The sequence below is a fragment of the Telluria sp. AZSoR62 genome, assembly GCF_058111565.1.
Map to the genome: position 1 here is coordinate 301,795 of NZ_JBYTST010000004.1, position 19,497 is coordinate 321,291.

Annotated in this window: 14 protein-coding genes and 2 tRNA genes; 12 read left to right on the plus strand and 4 right to left on the minus strand. The window is 67.9% G+C overall.

Translation table 11 applies throughout. The features are described 5' to 3' along the window. The first annotated feature begins 21 nt into the window (after positions 1-21). The 5 genes from AC3XQU_RS09210 (at position 22) to AC3XQU_RS09230 (ending at position 2,620) form a co-directional block, all read left to right on the plus strand. Positions 22-96 (plus strand) — tRNA-Val (locus AC3XQU_RS09210). Between the two features lie 120 nt (positions 97-216). Beyond that, positions 217-1,143, plus strand: a complete 927-nt coding sequence (locus AC3XQU_RS09215; protein ID WP_489873855.1) for a LysR family transcriptional regulator — start codon at positions 217-219, stop codon at positions 1,141-1,143. 87 nt (positions 1,144-1,230) lie between these two features. Further along, positions 1,231-2,016 (plus strand): dioxygenase family protein, encoded by a 786-nt coding sequence (locus AC3XQU_RS09220; RefSeq protein WP_489873856.1) that lies wholly within the window; start codon positions 1,231-1,233, stop codon positions 2,014-2,016. Between the two features lie 41 nt (positions 2,017-2,057). Next, positions 2,058-2,480 (plus strand): DoxX family protein, encoded by a 423-nt coding sequence (locus AC3XQU_RS09225; RefSeq protein ID WP_489873857.1) that lies wholly within the window; start codon positions 2,058-2,060, stop codon positions 2,478-2,480. A gap of 65 nt (positions 2,481-2,545) precedes the next feature. Further along, positions 2,546-2,620 (plus strand) — tRNA-Val (locus tag AC3XQU_RS09230). 70 nt (positions 2,621-2,690) lie between these two features. Here the strand turns inward: AC3XQU_RS09230 and AC3XQU_RS09235 are convergent. Together AC3XQU_RS09235 and AC3XQU_RS09240 are read right to left on the minus strand one after the other, a co-directional pair. Then, a complete protein-coding gene (locus AC3XQU_RS09235) occupies positions 2,691-3,740 on the minus strand; it encodes an AI-2E family transporter (RefSeq protein ID WP_489873858.1) in 1,050 nt (349 codons plus the stop codon). A gap of 250 nt (positions 3,741-3,990) precedes the next feature. After that, on the minus strand, positions 3,991-4,242 hold the full coding sequence (locus AC3XQU_RS09240; protein ID WP_489873915.1) for a helix-turn-helix domain-containing protein: 252 nt from the start codon (positions 4,240-4,242) through the stop codon (positions 3,991-3,993). Between the two features lie 240 nt (positions 4,243-4,482). Between AC3XQU_RS09240 and AC3XQU_RS09245 the strand changes: the two genes are divergently transcribed. From AC3XQU_RS09245 to AC3XQU_RS09255, 3 genes are all read left to right on the plus strand, one after another. Further along, positions 4,483-6,525, plus strand: a complete 2,043-nt coding sequence (locus AC3XQU_RS09245) for a hybrid sensor histidine kinase/response regulator (RefSeq protein ID WP_489873859.1) — start codon at positions 4,483-4,485, stop codon at positions 6,523-6,525. A gap of 96 nt (positions 6,526-6,621) precedes the next feature. Continuing rightward, positions 6,622-7,581: a diguanylate cyclase domain-containing protein gene (locus AC3XQU_RS09250; RefSeq protein ID WP_489873860.1), complete on the plus strand. Its 960-nt coding sequence runs from the start codon at positions 6,622-6,624 to the stop codon at positions 7,579-7,581. Between the two features lie 240 nt (positions 7,582-7,821). Next, on the plus strand, positions 7,822-9,804 hold the full coding sequence (locus AC3XQU_RS09255; protein WP_489873861.1) for an MHYT domain-containing protein: 1,983 nt from the start codon (positions 7,822-7,824) through the stop codon (positions 9,802-9,804). Between the two features lie 15 nt (positions 9,805-9,819). On the opposite strand, the gene AC3XQU_RS09260 is transcribed toward AC3XQU_RS09255, so the two are convergent. After that, positions 9,820-11,877 (minus strand): tetratricopeptide repeat-containing diguanylate cyclase, encoded by a 2,058-nt coding sequence (locus tag AC3XQU_RS09260; RefSeq protein WP_489873862.1) that lies wholly within the window; start codon positions 11,875-11,877, stop codon positions 9,820-9,822. Between the two features lie 342 nt (positions 11,878-12,219). Between AC3XQU_RS09260 and bcaP the strand changes: the two genes are divergently transcribed. The 4 genes from bcaP to cphA all read left to right on the plus strand — a co-directional run bounded on the left by bcaP (position 12,220) and on the right by cphA (position 18,710). Next, a complete protein-coding gene (gene bcaP / locus AC3XQU_RS09265) occupies positions 12,220-13,620 on the plus strand; it encodes a branched-chain amino acid transporter BcaP (RefSeq protein WP_489873863.1) in 1,401 nt (466 codons plus the stop codon). A 151-nt stretch (positions 13,621-13,771) separates the two neighbouring features. Next, positions 13,772-14,389, plus strand: a complete 618-nt coding sequence (locus tag AC3XQU_RS09270; protein ID WP_489873864.1) for an isochorismatase family protein — start codon at positions 13,772-13,774, stop codon at positions 14,387-14,389. Positions 14,390-14,551: 162 nt separating this feature from the next. Next, positions 14,552-16,000: an iron-containing redox enzyme family protein gene (locus AC3XQU_RS09275; RefSeq protein ID WP_489873865.1), complete on the plus strand. Its 1,449-nt coding sequence runs from the start codon at positions 14,552-14,554 to the stop codon at positions 15,998-16,000. 79 nt (positions 16,001-16,079) lie between these two features. Next, positions 16,080-18,710: a cyanophycin synthetase gene (gene cphA / locus AC3XQU_RS09280; RefSeq protein ID WP_489873866.1), complete on the plus strand. Its 2,631-nt coding sequence runs from the start codon at positions 16,080-16,082 to the stop codon at positions 18,708-18,710. A gap of 165 nt (positions 18,711-18,875) precedes the next feature. Here cphA and AC3XQU_RS09285 read toward each other — a convergent pair whose 3' ends face one another. Next, positions 18,876-19,406, minus strand: coding sequence for an outer membrane beta-barrel protein (locus AC3XQU_RS09285; RefSeq protein WP_489873867.1), 531 nt, complete (start codon positions 19,404-19,406; stop codon positions 18,876-18,878). Positions 19,407-19,497: the final 91 nt, after the last annotated feature.

Consider the following 19,497-nt stretch of genomic DNA (forward strand, 5'->3'; position numbering starts at 1 on the left):
TGCCATAATACGCCTCGTTTTGGGAGGTTAGCTCAGGGGTAGAGCACTGCATTCACACTGCAGGGGTCGCAAGTTCGAAACTTGCACTTCCCACCAAGGATTCGGCGAAAGGCCGGCAGAGATGCTGGCCTTTTTGCATTCCGTTTCCGTTTTGATCTGTTGCTGGTGGTGAGATAAACTCGGTTAGACGAGCTTACTGTCATACAGGTCGGAACAATGGATAAATTTCTCGAGATGAAGGTGTTCGCCGGCGTGGTCGAGGCGGGCAGCTTCACCGGCGCCACGCGGCTGCTCGGCATGTCCAAGGCAGCCGTCTCGCGCTACGTCGCCGAGCTCGAAGAGCGCCTCGGCGTGCGCCTGCTGCACCGGACCACGCGCAAGCTCTCCGCCACCGGCGAGGGCGAGATCTTCTATGCGCGCTGCCGCGAGCTGCTGGGCAACCTCGACGAAGCCGAAGCCGAGATCACCGCGCGCAGCGGGCAAGCCAGCGGCCTGCTCAAGCTCAATGTGCCGGTGACCTTCGGCCTCATGCACCTGGCCAGGCTGTGGCCGGCATTCATGGCGCTGCACCCGAAGCTGGGCCTGGACATCACGCTGTCCGACCGCGTGGTCGACCTGGTGGAGGAGGGCTACGACCTGGCCGTGCGCATCGGCCAGCTGCCCTCGTCCTCCCTGATCAGCCGCAAGCTCGCTTCCACCCGCATGGTCCTGTGCGCTTCGCCCGACTACCTCGCGCGGCGCGGCGCGCCCACCCAGCCGGCCGACCTGCCGCAGCACGACGTGATTGCCTACAGCCTGTCGTCCACGGGCGACCAGTGGAGTTTTACTGGTCCGGATGGCGACGCCACGGCCAGGGTGACGCCGCGGGTGCACACCAACAGCGGCGACACCTGCCGCGCGGCCGCCCTGCAGCACCAGGGCCTGATCCTGCAGCCGAGCTTTATCGTCGGCGAAGACCTGGCGCAGGGCTTGCTGGTCGAAACCATGGACCCGTGGCGCGCCGGCGTGCTGGGCATCTACGCCGTCTACCCCTCGCGCAAATTCGTCTCGCCCAAGGTGAGGCTGCTGATCGACTTTCTTGTCGAGGCCTTTGCCGAGCCCGCATGGGAGCAGGACATTGTTCCTAAGAGCGAGACAGTCTAGATCGGAAGCGCGTCTTTATCTCGGCCGATAACGAGAATAAGATGGCCCCTGTCATCGCAGCCGATGCTGCTCTTGGAAGGATGCGACATGTCTCGATTGCCCACCATTTTTCTCTCGCACGGCTCGCCCATGCTGGCCCTGCAGGACAGCCCGGCGCGGCGTTTCCTGCAAGGGCTGGGCCAATCGCTTGGCCGTCCACGTGCCATCCTCGCCGTCTCGGCGCATTGGGAAACCCGCGGCAGCACCGCCGTCAGCCTGGCGGCGCAGCCCGACACCATCCACGATTTCGGCGGCTTCCCGCGCGCACTGTTCGAGATCCAGTACCCGGCCCCGGGTGCGCCATGGGCCGCCGAGCGCGCCGCGGCATTGCTCGAGGCGGCCGGCCTGCCGGTTGCGCGCAGCCTGGGCCGCGGCCTGGATCACGGCGCCTGGGTGCCGCTGAGCCTGATGTATCCGGAGGCCGATGTGCCCGTCACCCAGCTCTCGCTGGTGCACGGCGCCGGCCCGGCCGAGCACGAACGATTGGGCGAGGCCCTGGCCACCCTGCGCGACGAGGGCGTGCTGATCGTCGGTTCCGGCGCACTGACCCATAACCTCGGCGAATTCCGGGGCCAGGGCATCGATGCGCCGGTGCCGCCCTGGGTCAGCGAATTCGAGTCCTGGATGAAGGCGAAGCTGGAAGCGGGCGACCGCGCAGCCTTGCGCGACTACCGCCGCCTGGCGCCCACCGGCGCGCGCAATCACCCGAGCGAAGAACACCTGCTGCCGCTGTACGTGGCGATGGGTGCGGCCGGGCCTGGCGCGCAGACAACCCAGCTGCATGCCAGCTACGAGCACGGCGTGCTGGCGATGGACGCCTACGCCTTCAACTGATTTCACACACGAATCAACCACCACAAGCACAAGGACCGACCATGACTACCACCACTTTCCAAGCCGCGCGCGACGACCAGGGCAAACTCCTGCTGCGCGTGCTGCTGGCCAGCCTGCTGCTGTTCCATGGCGTATCCAAGCTGTTCGGCGGCGTCGGCTTCATTACCGGCATGCTGGAGAAAATCGGGCTGCCTGCGGCGCTGGGCTATCTGGTCTACGTCGGGGAAATCATCGCGCCGCTGCTGATCCTGGCAGGCTTGTACACGCGGGCGGCGGCCCTGGTGGTGGCGATCAACATGGTCGTGGCCATCCTGCTGGTGCATGGCGCGGAATTCTTCACGATTAACAATACCGGCGGCTGGGCGCTCGAGCTGCAGGGCATGTACCTCGGCGCGGCACTGGCGGTAGCCCTGCTGGGCGCCGGCCGCTACAGCATCGGCGGCGCGGCAGGGCGCTTCAACTGATTCATACCCGGCCGAGGCGTTTGATATTGATAATTCTCAATAGCTGAGGCATAATACGGGCCACCGGGAGGTTAGCTCAGGGGTAGAGCACTGCATTCACACTGCAGGGGTCGCAAGTTCGAAACTTGCACTTCCCACCAGGATTCGTCGTCGAACAAAAGGGCTTGCACCAGATTGGTGGCAAGCCCTTTTTTCGTTCTGGAGGCGGCTTCAGTTCGCGGCCGGCTCCGCCCGCAGCCACCCATACAGTACCGCCATCATGAACGGCCCGACGAACAGGCCGATCACGCCCAGGGTCGACACGCCGCCGAGCAGCCCGAACAGCACCGCCAGGAAGGGCAGGTTGACGCGGTGCCCGATCAGCTTGGGCCGGATGAATTTGTCGACCATGAACAGCTCGACCGCGCCCCAGGTAAACAGGCCGAGGGCCGCGCCCGGATGGCCCTGCCCGAGCAGCAGGAGCGAGACCATGGTGAAGGAAAGCGGCGCGCCGCCCGGGATCAGGGCCAGGTAGCCGGTGATCACCCCCAGCAGTGCGGGCGCGGGCGCGCCGGCGACCGCGTAGGCCACGCCCAGCACCAGGCCTTCGAGCACCGCAATCGAGCACAGCCCCAGCGCGGTGCCGCGCACCGACAGCGGCAGGATGCGGCGCAGGTTGCCGTAGTACGCGGGCAGCAGGCGCTCGCCGGCGCGGTCGACATAGCGCACCACGGTCGGTCCGTGCAGGTAGAGGATGAACAGGGTCAGCAGCGTCAGGAACAGGTAGAGCGCATTGGCCAGGATGGTCGAGCCCCAGAAGCGCGCCGCGCCGGACAGGTGGGGCAGGACGTCGCCCAGCGTGGTCTGGATCAGGGCCTTCAGGCCGCCGGGGATGGCAAGGTGCTCGTTCCACCAGGCGATCACGCGCTCGGACACCAGGGGCAGCTGGGCCAGCCAGGCGGGCGCCTCGACCCCGACGTCGTTCAGGCGCGCCAGCAGGCGCTGCACGCCGACCAGCTCGTGGCCGAGCGCCTTGACCAGCAGGAGCGACGGCCCGAAGAAGCACACCAGCAGCATCGCCAGCAGCATGGCGGCGCTGGCCAGCGGCGGAAAGCCGCGCGCCACCAGCCGTTCGCGCAGCGGCCAGGTGATCACGGCCAGCAGGCCTGCCCAGGCGAGCGAACCGATGAAATGCTGGAGCAGCAGTCCCAGCGCAATGGCGAACAGTACGGGAACGACGAGCGGGGCGTAGCGCGTCCCGGTTGCAGGGCCGAGGTCCATCTCAAGCGTGCGCCATGGGCGATGGGTGGAGGCCGGGATCGGGTAGCTGCGCGCGACGGGGCGCGGGTGGAAATGCTATGCGTGTCATGGTTCCGAAGTGCTTTATCCAAAGGGACAGGGCGGGCGCGCGGGCGCAGGTGCCGATGCTGAAGGATAAAGCAATGAGCTCGTCCGGTAAAAGCGAATAATACCGAAAGATTACTTCGGAAAAACAGGAGGGGGGCTGAGGCGGCGCAGGGGCCGCCGTGCATCAGCCGTGCAGGTCGTCGTCGGTGAGGGTGCCGTTGGCGTACAGGCGCAGCAGGATTGCCACCGGCGGCGGGATCATGACGCCGGTTTCGAAGCGGCTGCCGCTGGACTGGGTGACGCCGAAGCGGCTCCAGAACTTTTCCTGGCTTTCGCGCTTGCGGATGCGCAGACGGCGCAGGTCGTGCGGCGCGGCCGGCCAGGGTGCGGCCTGGGCGGGAGCCGCCGGGATTTCCATGCCGAATTCTTCTTCCATCATCTTGCCAGCCATTGCGCCATCCTTCCGTTGTGCCATCGTGTTCTTCGCTTGCGGCCAGGGCCCTTGCCCCGACAACGCGGTAAAGACTGGATCGTAATCGGAAAGGGGTGGTCCAAGGCTCTCGAAATGTCACTGCCGAGCAATTCTTCTAATAAAGTTTTGCTACAGCTAATTGCCGGAAATGCTAAGGTGGCGGGGCCGCGGAAACCGCCGCCCCCGAACGCCATGCCTGCCCCTATGCCTACAGACTTTTCCCCGACCGGCCCCGCGCTGCCGGACACCCTCGATCCCGCCGCCATGTTCCGGGCCTTTTTCGAGCAGAGCACGTCCTATGCCGCCATCCTGGCGCCGGACGGCACCGTGCTCGACGTGAACCGGCGCGCCCTCGAGCCCTGGGGCGGGGCGCGCAGCGACGTGGTCGGACGCCTGTTCTGGGAATGCATGTGGTGGGACGGGGAGGCGGGCACGGCCGACGCGGTACGCGCCGGCACCATGCAGGCGGCAGGCGGTGCGGTCTTCCGCAGCCAGCTGCCTTACCGTACGCCGGACACCCGTAGGCACTACACGGATATCGTGATCTCCCCCCTTCACGGCGCCGACGGCGGCATCGCGATGCTGTCCGCGACCGGCACCGACGCCACCGAACGGCGCCGCGCGGCCGAACGCCTGCAGCTGCACGACGCGATCGGCGAAGCCACGCGCATCGCCGCCGATCCCAAGGCCATCCTGGAGGGCGCCACCCGGCTGCTGGGCGAGCACCTGAACGTCACCCGGGTCGCCTACGCCGACCTGGAACCGGACAACGACCGCTTCACCATCCGCCACGACTGGACCGTGCCGGGCCAGTCCAGCACCGTGGGCGTGTATTCGCTGGACCTGTTCGGCTCGCGCGCCACCTCGAACCTGCGCGCCGGACGCACCCTCTCGATCAGCGACGTCGATACCGAACTGGCCGAGGACGACGGCGCCGCCATGTTCAACGCGATCGGCATCAAGGCCATCATCTGCTGCCCCCTGGTCAAGCAGGGCAGCCTGGTGGCGATGATGGCGGTCCACCAGCGCGAGCCGCGCGCCTGGTCGGCCGACGACGTGGCCCTGGTCGAGGCCGTGGTCGAGCGCTGCTGGGCCCACATCGAGCGGGTGCGCTCGACCGAGGCGCTGCGCGCGGCCGACCGCCACAAGTCGGAATTCCTCGCCACGCTGGCGCACGAACTGCGCAATCCCCTGGCGCCGATCCGCAGCGGCCTGGACCTGCTGCGCGTCAGCGCGGGCAAGCCGGCCATGATGGACACGGTGCGCCAGATGATGGGGCGCCAGCTCGGCCACATGGTCCACCTCATCGACGACCTGCTCGACATCGCCCGCGTCTCGACCGGCAAGGTCGTGCTCAAGGTCGAGCGCACCGACCTGCAGTCGGTAGTGGGCAGCGCGGTCGAGACCAGCATGCCGCTGGTGGAAGCGGCCGGCCATACGCTGGCCCTGCGCCTGCCCGAGGCGCCGGTTCCGCTCGACGTCGACCTGGTGCGCATGAGCCAGGTGCTGAGCAACCTGCTGTCCAACGCCGTCAAGTACACGCCCGGAGGCGGACGCATTTCGGTCGAGGGCGCGCTCGAGGGCCAGCAGGTCGTGATCCAGGTGGCCGATACCGGCATCGGCATCGCACCGGAGGCGATGGGCTCGATCTTCGACATGTTCACCCAGGTCTCGCGCAGCCTGGACCGCTCGAAAGGCGGCTTGGGGATCGGATTGTCTCTGGTGCGGCACCTGGTGGGCCTGCATGGCGGGACGGTGGCGGCCGACAGCGCCGGGACGGGGCTGGGGAGCCGGTTCACGGTGCGGCTGCCTCTGGCATCGGGCGCGGCCACGCCGGCGGCGGCCGCGGCGCCCGCGCCGGCCGGCGCGCCCGCCAGCCTGGACATCCTGGTAGCCGACGACAATGTCGACGCGGCCGATTCGCTGGCGGCGCTGCTGCGGGCCGGCGGCCACACGGTGCGCACGGCCTACGACGGCGAACAGGCCGTGCGGGTGGCGCGGGCGTTTATGCCGCAGCTGGCCTTCGTGGATATCGGCATGCCGCGCATGGATGGCTACCAGACGGCGCGGGCGCTGCGCGCGCTGCCCGAACTGGAGGGACTGCGCCTGGTGGCGCTGACCGGCTGGGGCGCGCAGGAAGACCGGGCGCGTTCGCAGGCGGCGGGTTTCAACCACCATTTGCTCAAGCCGGCGGCGCCGGAGGAACTGGCGGGGATATTGGCGGCGACGGGCTCGGGCAGGGCGTAGATTTATCTGCGAAAACCCGGCCACCGTCCCGACCGGACCGCCCGGATCTCGGGTATGATCGTTAAGTTTCTTTTCGACATCAGTTCCCTTCTAGCAATGAATCAAAAGACCGAACCTGCGAGTCCTTTCGCCTCGCGCGCCGTCAACCTGGCCAACTCCGGCCTGGTCGTGCTCGATGCGGCCCAGGAGATCGTGTTGTGGAATAGCTGGATGGTGCCGCGCTCGGGCTATTCGGCCGCGCGGGTGCGGGGCCAGGCGCTGTTCGAGGTCTTCCCCGAGCTGCGCGGCTCGCGCGTCGAAGCGGCGGTGCTGGCCGCGCTGACCGAAGAGGTCGCTACCACGGTCCCGGCCTCGACCGGGCGCGCGCCTTTCCCCTTGCGCGAAGCGGGCAGTTTCGACGGCGAGCGCATCGACCAGGCCATCACGGTCGCCCCCTTCCTGGAGGATGGCGAGCGTTATTGCCTGGTCGAGATCCGCGACGTCAGCGGCACGGTCGACCGCGAGCGGCGGCTGCTCGACCATGCCGAGTCGCTGCGCGCGCGCTCCTATGTCGATGGATTGACCGGCATCGCCAACCGCCGCCATTTCGACGTGGCCCTCGACCGCGAACTGCGCCGCTCCCAGCGCAGCAGCGGGGCGTTGTCGCTGCTCCTGATGGACATCGATTCCTTCAAGGCCTACAACGACCACTTCGGCCACCAGGAAGGAGACGCCTGCCTGACGGGCGTGGCGCAGGCCCTGGCCGGCATGCTCAAGCGCGCGGGGGATGTGGCGGCGCGCTACGGCGGAGAGGAATTCGCGGCGATCCTGCCGGACACCACGGCGCAACAGGCGCGCGTGCACGCCGAGGCGATCCGCGCCCATGTCGCCTCGCTGGCCATGCCCCATGCCCCCGGCGCCGTGCATCCTTACGTGACCCTGAGCATTGGTGTGGCGACCTTCGACCAGCAGCGCCTGAACGATGCCGCCTCCCTGATCGACGCGGCCGACAAGGCCCTGTACGCCGCCAAGCGCGGCGGCCGCAACCGCGTGGTGGCGGACGGCGACGCACTGTAGGCCGCGCAGGCCCCGGGCGCGCAATCGGGTGTGGCGTGCGTGCATCGCGGGCACGCACTGCCGTCCCCATCCTGTAGAATTGCCGTAGGGAAATGAGTCCCTGCGGCGGCGTCCACCGGCCCGCCCGCGATTGGCCTCGCAAAGTGTGTAGCGCCGGGCGCGGCAGTGCTCGTGTACACTCGGCCTGCCAGGACACCGCCGCGCTGGTGTGTACTACAACGGGAAACGCGACCCTTTTCTATGCTCAACGGCCATTACGAACCGACGCTGGTGCTGCTCTCGATCCTGGTCGCGATGTTCGCGTCCTATACGGCGCTGAGCCTGGCCGTGCGGGTCAAGCAATCGCACGGCCACGCTCCGCATGCCTGGATGGCCGGCGGCGCCTTCGCCATGGGCAGCGGTATCTGGGCCATGCATTTCATCGGCATGCTCGCCTTCCGCCTGCCGCTGCCGGTCGGCTACGATCCCCTGATTACCTTCGTCTCCTGGCTGCTGCCGGTGGTCGTGTCGGGCCTGGCCCTGTGGCAGCTGCGCCACCGCCGGCTGGGCCGGCGCCACCTGGCCTGGGGCGCGCTGCTGATGGGCCTGGGCATCAACACCATGCACTACACCGGCATGGCCGGCATGCGCATGGACCCGGCGATCACCTACGATCCCTGGCTGTTCCTGGCCTCGGTCGCGATCGCGATCGGCGCGTCCGCCGGCGCGCTCTGGATCGGCTTTCGCCTGAGCGAGCACCTGCGCCACCCGCGCCTGCTGCAGCTTGGCGCCGCCGCGGTCATGGGCGGGGCCATCGCCGGCATGCACTACACCGGCATGGCCGCCGCCCATTTCGATGCGGGCAGCGTCTGCCGGGCAGCCAGCGACGGCGTCAACCAGGACCACCTGGCCATCCTGGTGGCGGTGGCGACCTTCGCGGTCCTGAGCATCGCGCTGCTGGCGGCGGTCTTCGACACCCGGCTGGAGTCGCGCAACCGCACCCTGGCCGCCTCGCTGGAAACGGCCGCCGCGCGCCAGGCGCTCTACCTGCGCGAGCAGAAGGCCCGGGTCGAAGCCGAGCACCTGAGCCAGCTGAAGGACGAGTTCCTGGCCACGCTCTCGCACGAACTGCGCACGCCGCTCAATGCCATGCTGGGCTGGTCCCAGCTGTTGCTGCAGGGCGCGCGCGACGAGGCCATGCTGCGCCGCGGCCTGGAAACCATCGAGCGCAACGCGCGCGCGCAGTCGCAACTCATCGAGGACATGCTCGACATGAGCCGCCTGATCACCGGCAAGGTGCGGGTCGAGGCGCGCCCGGTCAGCCCGAGCGAATTCGTGGGCGCGGCGCTCGAGACCGCGCGCCCGGCGGCGCTGCTCAAGCAGATCTCGCTGGGCGCCGAGATCGACTACGACGCCGGCCCGGTGACCGGCGACCTGGGACGGATGCAGCAGGTGATGTCGAACCTGGTCTCGAACGCCATCAAGTTCACCGAGCCGGGCGGCCGGATCACGGTCAGCGTGCGCCGCGACGGCGGACAGGTGGCGATCGACGTCACCGATACCGGGGTCGGGATAGCCCCGGACTTCCTGCCCTATGTGTTCGACCGCTTCCGCCAGGCCGACGCGTCGTCTTCGCGCCGCCACGGCGGCCTGGGACTCGGCCTGGCCATCGCGCGCCAGCTGGTCGAACTGCAGGGCGGCACCATCACCGTGGCAAGTCCAGGGGAAGGCCGCGGCTCCACCTTCACCCTGCACCTGCCGATCCAGCAGGCGGCAGCAGCGCGCGCGCCCGGCGCGGCGCCGCTGGCGGGCAGCAAGGCCGACGAACCGGCGCAGGCCGGCGCCGCGCTGGCCGGCCTCACCGTGCTGGTGGTGGAAGACGACCCCGATTCGCTGGAACTGGTGCAGCAGGTGCTGTTCGAAACCGGCGCCGCGATCCTGTCGGCCACCAATGCGTTCGATGCGCTGCAGATCATCGAGCGCGCATCGCCCGACCTCCTGGTCAGCGATATCGGCATGCCGGCGGTGGATGGCTTCCAGTTGATCAGCCAGGTGCGCGCCCTGGGCGACCGCCAGGCGGCCGCCATTCCGGCGATCGCGCTGACGGCCTTCTCGCGCCGCGAAGACCAGCAGCGCGCGCTCGAAGCGGGGTTCGACGATTTCCTGGCCAAGCCCTTGCGCCCGGCCGTGCTGGTGCAGGCGGTCGGGGCCCTGGCCGCGCGCCGCGCGCTGGCGCGCGCCTGAGGCAACCGCCGGCCGCTACAGCGCCGGCCGCCAGTGCATGTCGGGCATCACCAGCTGCATGCGCGGCTCGGGCTCGCCGCCGGCCGGCTGGCCGGGCAGGGCGCCATCCACGATGAAGCCGCGGTTGCGGCCCGCTTCCTTGCCCTTGTAGAGCGCGCGGTCGGCCAGCGCGATCGCCTGCTCCCAGCCGAAGGCGGGGTCCGGCGAGGGCGGCAGCAAGACCGCGCCGGCGGTGGCGCTCACGGCCAGGACACTGCCGTCTTCCAGCACTACCGGCGCGGCATTGATCGCGTTGAGGATGCGCTGCACCAGCAGCGGATACTGCGCCGCGCTCACGGCCTGCGAATACACCAGGAATTCCTCGCCGCCCCAGCGCAGCACCATGTCCGATTCGCGCACGGCCTCGTTCAGGCGCCGGCCTACCTCGACCAGCACCTGGTCGCCCGCTGCATGGCCGTGCTGGTCGTTGATGCGCTTGAAGTGGTCGATGTCGAGCAGGACGAAGCAGTCCGAGGCGGCCTGCTCGGGCGCGCCCAGGCGGCGCTCGATGCACTGCCGGTCGCGCTCGCGCATGCGCTCCACGAAAGAGCGCCGGTTATAGAGGCCCGTGAGCGGATCGTGCGCCGAGCTGTGCGCCAGTTCGGCATTGAGTTCGGCCAGGCGCCGTCCGCTGCGCTGCGATTTCCGGTACAGCATGTAGATCACGCCGGACAGCACCAGGGCCAGCGCGGCGCCCAGCGAGGTCACGGCCTGGCGCAGGGTGCGGTTGCGGATCTCGGCATCCTTGACCGCGTTTTCCTGGCGCAGGCTGGCGATCTGGGCCGCGCGCTGCTTGGCATCGAACTGCTCCTGCAGCGCCGCGAAGGCCTTGTCGCGGCGCTCGACCGCCAGCGTCTCGAGGATGCCTTCGCGCTCGCGCACGGTCTGCAAGGCCTGTTTGTACAGCCCGGCCTTTTCCAGGGCCGCGCCTTTCTCGGCCAGCAGGTTGGCCACGCCCAGCATGGCGCCGGCCTTGCGCAGTTCCGCCGCGGTGCGGTCGATATAGGCGCTGCCCTCGAGCATGCGGCCCTGGCCGAACAGGGCGAAGCCGAGATTGGCGTTGGCCATCTGGAGCGCGCTCTGGTCCTTGACGCTGTCGGCCACCACCAGGGCGGCGCGGGCGGCGCGCTCGGCCTGCGGATAGCGGTGCTCCTTGAGCCAGGCGTCGGCCACGTTGCCGAGGATGTTCGCTTCCAGCCAGTTCAGTTCATGGCGGCGCGCCAGCGCCAGCGCGCGGCCGAACGCGACGTGGGCCTGGCGCAGCTGGTCGAGCGAGACGTAGGCGCGGCCATCCATGAAATGCATCGAGGCCTCCACCAGCGGCGGCATGGCGCCGCGCGCCTCGCGGTAGGCGCGGGTGGTGTCGAGCGCCTTGGCGGCGTCGCCGGTATTCACATACAGCCGCGCCAGCGCCAGGCGCAGGTCGGATTCGCGCGGAGTCCACAGCGCGGGGTGGCGCTGCACCAGTTCCAGGCCGCGCAGGTAATGGCTGAAGGCGCGGTCGTGGTGGCCCATGACATTGTAGATGGCGCCATAGGCGCTATCGACGCTGGCCGCGAATTCCAGGTTGCCCAGGCCCTGGTACTGGGCGTTGAGGCTTTCCAGCAGGGCCATGGCGGCGGCCGGGTCGTTGTCGTTGAGGAGCTTGTGCACGCGCCCCAGGCTGGCCAGCGCGACCTGCGCCGCATCCTGCTCGGCGCCCGCCAGCTTGATCAGCTGCTCATCGACCGCATAGGCGTCGCGCAGTTTGCCGGCGTCGGCATGGGTGCGGCGCAGCAGGCGCAAATAGGCGATCCGGGTGGCATAGGGCAGGGCCGGGTCGAGGGCGGCCGCTTCGCGCACCAGCAGGGCGCGCGCCTTCGGATTGCTCTTCTCGGCCAGTTGCACCAGCTCGCGCAGGCGCGCCTGCGCCGCAGCTTGCAGGGCAGGATCGGCCGCAGCCGCCCCGCAGGACGACGCCAGGGCCAGCAGCAGCCCAGGGGCGATCCGGCGCCAGGTACTCATCGCCATGCGGTGCGGCAGCGGGGTCGTCATGGTGTGGGTCGGCCGGGGCCAAATGGAAGTTCGCCGATTATGTTCTGTTGACTTACGGAAATCAAGTACGGCAGGAAGCGGGGCATGTTTACGCAACGCAATATTTATTTTGTGTCCAAACAAACGAATTGCCGGTGTTTCATGCTTTTACTTTGATTCAAAACAACAATCTGGTGATAATGTTACGGCTGCGAAATGCAACCCCCGCAGGCAGGGCGAAGTCGGGTCCATGGCCGGCATGACGATCACCATCGACATGCACGGAGCGCAAGGGCGAGAACCGCCAGGGCGACATCATTACAGCCGTGGAACCACACTATATTTTTGATTGGAGAACAAGCAGTGAGTCTTTTCAGAACCAAGAATCTCGACACGATGCTGGCGACAGCCCAGAAGCCGGGCGGCCTCAAAAAGGTGCTGGGCCCGTTCGACCTCGTCCTCATGGGGATCGGGGCCATCGTCGGCACCGGCATCTTCGTGCTCACCGGTACCGGCGCCGTCACGGCCGGCCCGGCCCTGACGCTCTCCTTCATCATCGCCGCGCTGGCCTGCGGGTTTGCCGCTCTGTGCTATGCGGAATTCGCTTCGAGCGTGCCGGTGGCCGGCTCGATCTATACCTATAGCTATTTCACGCTGGGCGAAATCGTCGCCTGGATGATCGGCTGGGACCTGCTGCTCGAATACGGCCTGGCCACCTCGACCGTCGCGGTCGGCTGGTCCGGCTATTTCCAGTCCCTGCTCAAGGGCATCGGCGTGGTGCTGCCGGAAGCGCTGCGCGCGGCGCCGGGCGCCCAACCCGGCGTGAACACCTTGTTCAACCTGCCGGCCTTCCTGATCATGATCGTCCTGACCTGGATGCTGTCGCTGGGCGTGCGCGAATCGGCCCGCATCAATAACATCATGGTCCTGATCAAGACCGGCGTCGTGATCCTGTTCATCGTGGTCGGCGTCAACTACGTCAAGCCTGAAAACTGGCAGCCCTTCATGCCCTTCGGCTTCGGCAGCGTGATGAGCGCCGCCGCGCTGGTGTTCTTCGCCTTCATCGGCTTCGACGCCGTGACCTCGGCCGCCGAGGAAGTCAAGAATCCTTCGCGCGACCTGCCGATCGGCATCATCGGTTCGCTGGCCGTCTGCACCGTGCTGTACGTGGTGGTGGCCTCGATCATGACCGGCATCGTGCCCTTCATGAACTTCAAGGGCGTCGACCACCCGGTCTCGCTGGCCCTGCAGTTCGCGGGCCAGGACTGGGTCGCCGGCTTCGTCGACCTGGCTGCGATCCTGGGCATGAGCACCGTGATGCTGGTGATGGCCTACGGCCAGACCCGCATCCTGTTCGCCATGTCGCGCGACGGCCTGCTGCCGAAGAAGCTGTCGGAAGTGCACCCGAAATACGGCACCCCGTTCTTTGCCACCTGGATGGTCGGCATCGTCTTCGGCCTGATCGCCGCGGTCGTGCCGCTGGACGTGCTGGCCGAACTGGTCAACATCGGCACCCTGGCCGCGTTCTCGCTGGTCTCGGTGGCCGTGATCATCCTGCGCAAGACCCGCCCGGACCTGCCGCGCGCCTTCCGCTGCCCTGGCGTGCCGGTGATCCCTGCCCTGGCCATCGTGTTCTGCGTGGCGCTGATGTCCTTCCTGAGCTGGCATACCTGGGTCGCCTTCATCATCTGGCTCGCGATCGGCCTGGCGGTCTACTTCGGCTACGCCCGCAAGCGTTCGCTGCTCAACGGCACCGAGCAGTAATCCCTCCCGTGGCCGCCTCGTGCGGCCACACCCGGCGCCCGGCCTGCCTCGCAGGCCGGGCGTTGTCGTACCTGGGCCCGGCGTTTGAGGCGGCCATGCTAAGCTTTCATGCATGCCGGCCCATTCCGGGCCTCCCAAGCTGGAGACAAACATGAGCGCCATCGTGCTCGGCAAGAGCGACGCCCTCCTGGTCATCGACATGCAGAACGACTTCCTGCCCGGCGGCAGCCTGGGCGTGCCGCACGGCGACCAGGTCGTCGCGCCCGTCAATGACCTCATCGCGCTCTACCACGGCCTTGGCCTGCCGGTCTACGCCTCGCGCGACTGGCACCCGGGCGACCATTGCTCGTTTGCCGCCCAGGGCGGTCCCTGGCCGCCGCATTGCGTGGCGGGCAGCGCCGGCGCGCAGTTCTCCAGCGAACTGCGCCTGCCGGACGACGCCATCATCGTCTCCAAGGCCGACACGCAGGGACAGGACGCGTATTCGGCCTTCAACGAGACCGGGCTGGCGCGCAGCATGCTGGCTGAAGGCGTCACCCGCATCGCCGTCTGCGGCCTGGCCACCGACTACTGCGTGCTCAATACCGTGCTGGACGGGATCGATGCCGGTTTCGAAGTGCTGCTGGCCATGGAAGCGATGCGTGCGGTCGAGGTCGCGCCGGGCGACGGCGACCGCGCCATCGCGCGCATGCTCAGCCGCGGCGCGCTGCCGGTGCGGCTCTCCGGCGGCCTGCTGCTCGCCGACCTGGCGCTCGGGGCCCGGCCTTGAGCTGAATAATTGTCGTTACGAAAAGGTTTTTCGGGCTCATCAATTGTTACTTTTGTAAGCTCTCTCTTACATCCTCGCAGCGCGCCTACCGATTCTCGCAAAACAGTTCAGTCTGGATAATGAATGGATCGTCTTCCCAGACCAATTTGCTATCCGAGAGACATGAATTCGATGCTGCTAGACGCCACCACCGTCGCCGACCATGCCGCCCCCGCGATCCGGGAGCGTGCCAGGGACCTGTACTTCTCGCTCTACGACAATCCGCGCGCCAGCCGGGAGGCGGCGCGCGCCTACGTGCTCGACCAGATCGCGGCCGTGCAGGCCCTGCCTGCGGACCTGCCGCCGACCCTGGCGGAACTGCCGGCCTGGGTCGAGCAGCGCACCGACGCCGTCGGCCAGCAATACCGCGACTACCTGGCCGCGCGCAAGAACGGCGCGCCGCGCCGCTATTTCTCCTGCCGCTCGCACGCGCTGTACTTCATCAAGGCCGTGGCCCCGACCAAGCTGGTCGACGGCTCCTGGCTGTATGGCCTGCTCCGGCACTGGGACAATCCGGCCTACCACGGCCTGATCAAGACCTATATCGAAGAGCTGGGCGAGGGCGCGCCAAGCAAGAACCACGTCACGCTGTACCGCAAGCTGCTGGCCACGAACGGCTGCGGCGGCTGGGAAGCGCTCAGCGACCACCATTTCGTGCAGGGCGCCCTGCAGCTCGCGCTGGGCCACAATGCCGACCGCTTCCTGCCCGAAGTCATCGGCTTCAACCTCGGCTACGAGCAGCTGCCGCTGCACCTCTTGATCACCTCGTACGAGCTGAACGAATTCGGCATCGACCCGTATTACTTCACCCTGCACGTCACGGTGGACAATGCGGCCACCGGCCACGCCCAGAAGGCGGTGCAGGCGCTCGTCGACCTAATGCCGCGGGTGGGCGACCGCGACGCCTTCTACCGCCGCGTGCTCGACGGCTACCGCCTGAACGACCTGGGCGCCAGCACCAATTCGACCATCGCCGAATTCGACCTGCAGGGCGAACTGGTGGACATCCTGGCGGCCAAGAGCAAGGTCGGTAAAAACATGCACTCGGACTACTGCCGCGTCGCCGGCCGTTCCGTCAACGACTGGCTGGCCACGCCGGCGCAAGTGCCGGACTTCCTCGCCGCGCTGGAAAAGGCCGGCTGGATCAAGCGTGGCGAAGACGTCGAGCACAGCCGCTTCTGGGGCCTGGTCAGCGGCGAGAAGGCCGAGATGTTCGGCGTTTTCAGCGCCTACGAGCTGCAGGTGCTGCGCGACTGGATCGCCACCACGCCGGACGGCAAGCGCAGCGAAGGCCAGCGCACCATGAGCTGGCGTGCGCGCCAGCGCACCCTGGACAACCTGGGCCAGCAGGCCGACCGCGGTGGCGCCTTCCCGGAGCGCGGCCTGATCCGGCGCCACCCGCGCCTGGAAGACGCCGACAACGAATTGCGCCTGCTGGAAGAGAGAATCGCGGGGGCGGCCGGCAAGCAGGACGCCATGCAGCTGCTGGGCGGCCTGATGTCGCCCGAATTGCACCACACGGCGGCGGGCCTGATGGCCACCCGCATGTACACCCAGCTGTTCGATGCCTGAACCCCGGGGAGAGTGAGACCGTACCCGCGGGCCGCATTGCGATGCGGTCCGCACCCATCATGATTACAAGGATCCATACGTGCAAATCCTGGAACAACGCTTCCTGCGCGGACCCAACGTCCACGCCGATTCACCCTGCCTGCTCAGCGTCATCGACCTGGAAGACCTGTACGGCGTCTCCTCGAAAGAGATCCCAGGCTTCAACGAGGCCCTGCTGGCGGCGCTGCCGTCGCTGCACGGGCAGCTGCTGCCGACCGGGCAACGGGGCGGCTTCGCCCAGCGCCTGCGCGAAGGCACCTATCTCGGCCGCGTGATCGAACAGGTCACGCTCGACCTGCAGACCCAGGCCGGCGCGCCCGCCAGCTATGGCCGCACCCGCCCCGTGATTGGCCATCCCGGCCAGTTCCGCATCGTCTGCGCCTACGGCCAGGAACGCCTGGCCCAGCCGGCATTCCAGCTGGCGGTGGACCTGGTCGAAGCGCTCGGCAACGAGGAAGACTTCGACCTCGCCCCGCGCCTGGAAGAACTGCGCGAGATCGTGGCGCGCTATGCGATCGGCACCAGCACGGCGGCGGTGCTGGCCGCCGCCCACGAGCGCGGCATCCCGACCCAGCGCATCACCGAAGACGCCAACCTGTTCCTGCTGGGCTGGGGCGTGAAGCAGAAACGCCTGCAGGCCACCACCACCGGCGACACCAGCTTCATCGCGGTGAAGATCGCCAGCGACAAGCAGCTGACCAAGTCGCTGCTCAAGGAAGCCGGCGTGCCGGTGCCGGAAGGCTCGGTCGTCACCAGCGTCGACGACGCCCAGCGCGCCGCGGCCCGCATGAAGGCGCCGGTCACCCTCAAGCCGCTCGACGGCAACCAGGGCAAGGGCGTCACGGTCGACGTGCGCGACCCGGAGGGCGTGGCGCGCGCCTACGATTTCGCGCGGGAGTACGGCCGCCGCATCATCGTCGAACGCTTCGTGGAGGGGCGCGACTACCGCGTGCTCGTGGCCAATGGCCAGGTCGCGGCAGCCTCCTGCCGCCGCCCGGCCCACGTGGTCGGCGACGGCACGGCCACCGTGCGCGAACTGGTCGAGCGCGAGAACGCGAACCCGGCGCGCGGCGCCGGCCATACCAACATCCTGACCAAGATCGCACTGGACGAGCACGCGGCCGACATGCTGGGCAAGCAGGGCTTCGGTTTTGACAGCGTGCTGCCCGTGGGCGTGGCCGCCGAACTGCGCGGCAACGCCAACCTGTCCACCGGCGGCACCGCCGAAGACGTGACCGACCTGCTGCCCGAATCGACCCGCCTGCTGTGCGTGCGCGCCGCCGCCAAGATCGGCCTGGACGTGGCCGGCATCGACATCGTCTGCCACGATATCGCGCTGCCGCTGGACGCCCAGCGTGGCGCCGTCATCGAAGTCAATGCCGCCCCCGGCATCCGCATGCACCAGTACCCGAGCAGCGGCACGCCGCGCGACGCCGGCGACGCCATCGTGCAGGGCCTGATGGGCGATTCCGATGGGCGCATCCCGACCATCGCGGTGACCGGCACCAACGGCAAGACCACCACCACGCTCCTGATCGGCCACACCGTGCGCATGGCCGGCAAGGTGGCCGGCGTGACCACCACCGAAGGCGTCTTCATCGACGGCAAGCAGATCGCCAGGGGCGATTGCACCGGCTACTGGTCGGCGCGCACCGTGCTCGGTTCGCCCGAGGTCGAGATCGCGGTGCTGGAAACGGCGCGCGGCGGCATCCTCAAGCGCGGCCTGGCCTTCGACCGCTGCGACGTCGGCGTGGTGCTCAATATTGCGGCCGATCACCTGGGCCTGGACGGCGTGGACACGGTCGAAGACCTGGCCCAGGTCAAGGCCGTCATTGCCTGTTCCGCCTCGAAAGCGGCGGTGCTCAATGCCGAGGACATCCTGTGCGTGGCGATGGCGCGCCGCGTGAAACCCGAGACCGAGGTGGTCTACTTCTCGATGGACCCGGAAAACCCGATCCTCCTGTCGCACCTGGAAGAGGGCGGCCGCGCCGTCTACCTGCAGGACAATGCCGTGGTCGTGGCCGACGCCAACCTGCACCAGGAATTGCTGCGGGTCGAGAGCATGCCGGTCGCCTTCGGCGGCCGTGCGCGCTTCAATATCGCCAACAGCCTGGCCGCCGCCGCCGCCCTGATGGCCTCGGGCTTTTCGAACCTGCAGATCGCGACCGGCCTGTCCACCTTCGTGTCGAATGGCCGCACCAATCCGCTGCGCACCAACATGTTCGACATCCGCGGCGTGACCGTGATCGTCGACTACGCCCACAACCCGGCCGCCTACCGCGCCATGGCGGAGATGGCCAGGGCCTTGCTGCCGGGGCAGCTGGTGGGCATCGTCACCGCGCCGGGCGACCGCCGCGACGAAGACCTGGTGGAAGTCGGGCGGGTCTGCGGCGAGCGCTTCGACGAGCTGGTGGTGTACGAGTCGCAAAGCCGCGGCCGCGAGATCGGCGAGGCGGTCGACTTGATCCTGGCCGGCGCCGAGGAAGCGGCCGGCATCAGCGACACCCTGCACCGGGTGCTCGAGGTAGGCGACGCGATCCGCCACGGCTTGAGCCTGTGCCGTCCGGGCGACGTGCTGGTATTTGCCTGCGGCTCGTCCTTGCAGGTGTTCGTGGAAGCGCTGCGGGTGAACGATCCGGAAAGCGCGGACCTGGTGGCATCGCAGGTTTAAGCTTCGTGCGCCTCTCAAAGAGAAAGCGGCCAAGAGGCCGCTTTTTTTAATTGCAACACCGGGGTCACAACACCGGGGTCAGGTCTGACATTTGGACACGGACTCAGCCGCGGTAAGGCTGGGCTCGTGTCCGAATGTCAGACCTGACCCCGAAGTGGAGTTGGGTTAAAAGGCGAAGTTGATGCCCAGCGTCCAGGCGTCGGCCTTGGCGCCGGTCTTCTTGTCCTTGCCGAAGCGCTCGTACTCGGCGCTGAGCGCCACGCCCGGCGTGATCGAATATTGCAGGCCGAAGGCGCCGTAGATGCCGGTGTCCTGGTCCTTGCGCACAACGCCCAGGGTGCTCACCTTACGCTGGTTGTGCGCGACGCCCAGCTTGGCGTAGGCCGAGAGCTTTTCGGTGAACGGGCGCATCAGGCGCGCGGCGACGTAAGTACCGAAGCCGCCCAGGTCGATGGTGCGCGCTTCCGGCGCGGCCGTGGCCTTGCGCAGGTCGATATAGCCGCCTTCGACCGCCATGCCCTCGCCGAAAGCGACGCCGCCGAAGACTTTCGGGCTGATCTTGCTGCCCGCGCCGTTGTGCTCGCTGGAGCTGGCGGCCACGCCGGCATAGGCCTGGGGCGCGCCGGCCAGCGGTGCGGCCAGCGCGGTGCCGGCAATGCCCAGGCCCAGCAGCAGGGCGGCAAATAGTTTTTGCATTCCGTGTGGTTTCATCTTCAAGTGCAAATTTACGGTTATTCAATTGCGAGTGGGCAAGTGAAGAAAGGATACACGGCTGCAACGCGGAAGT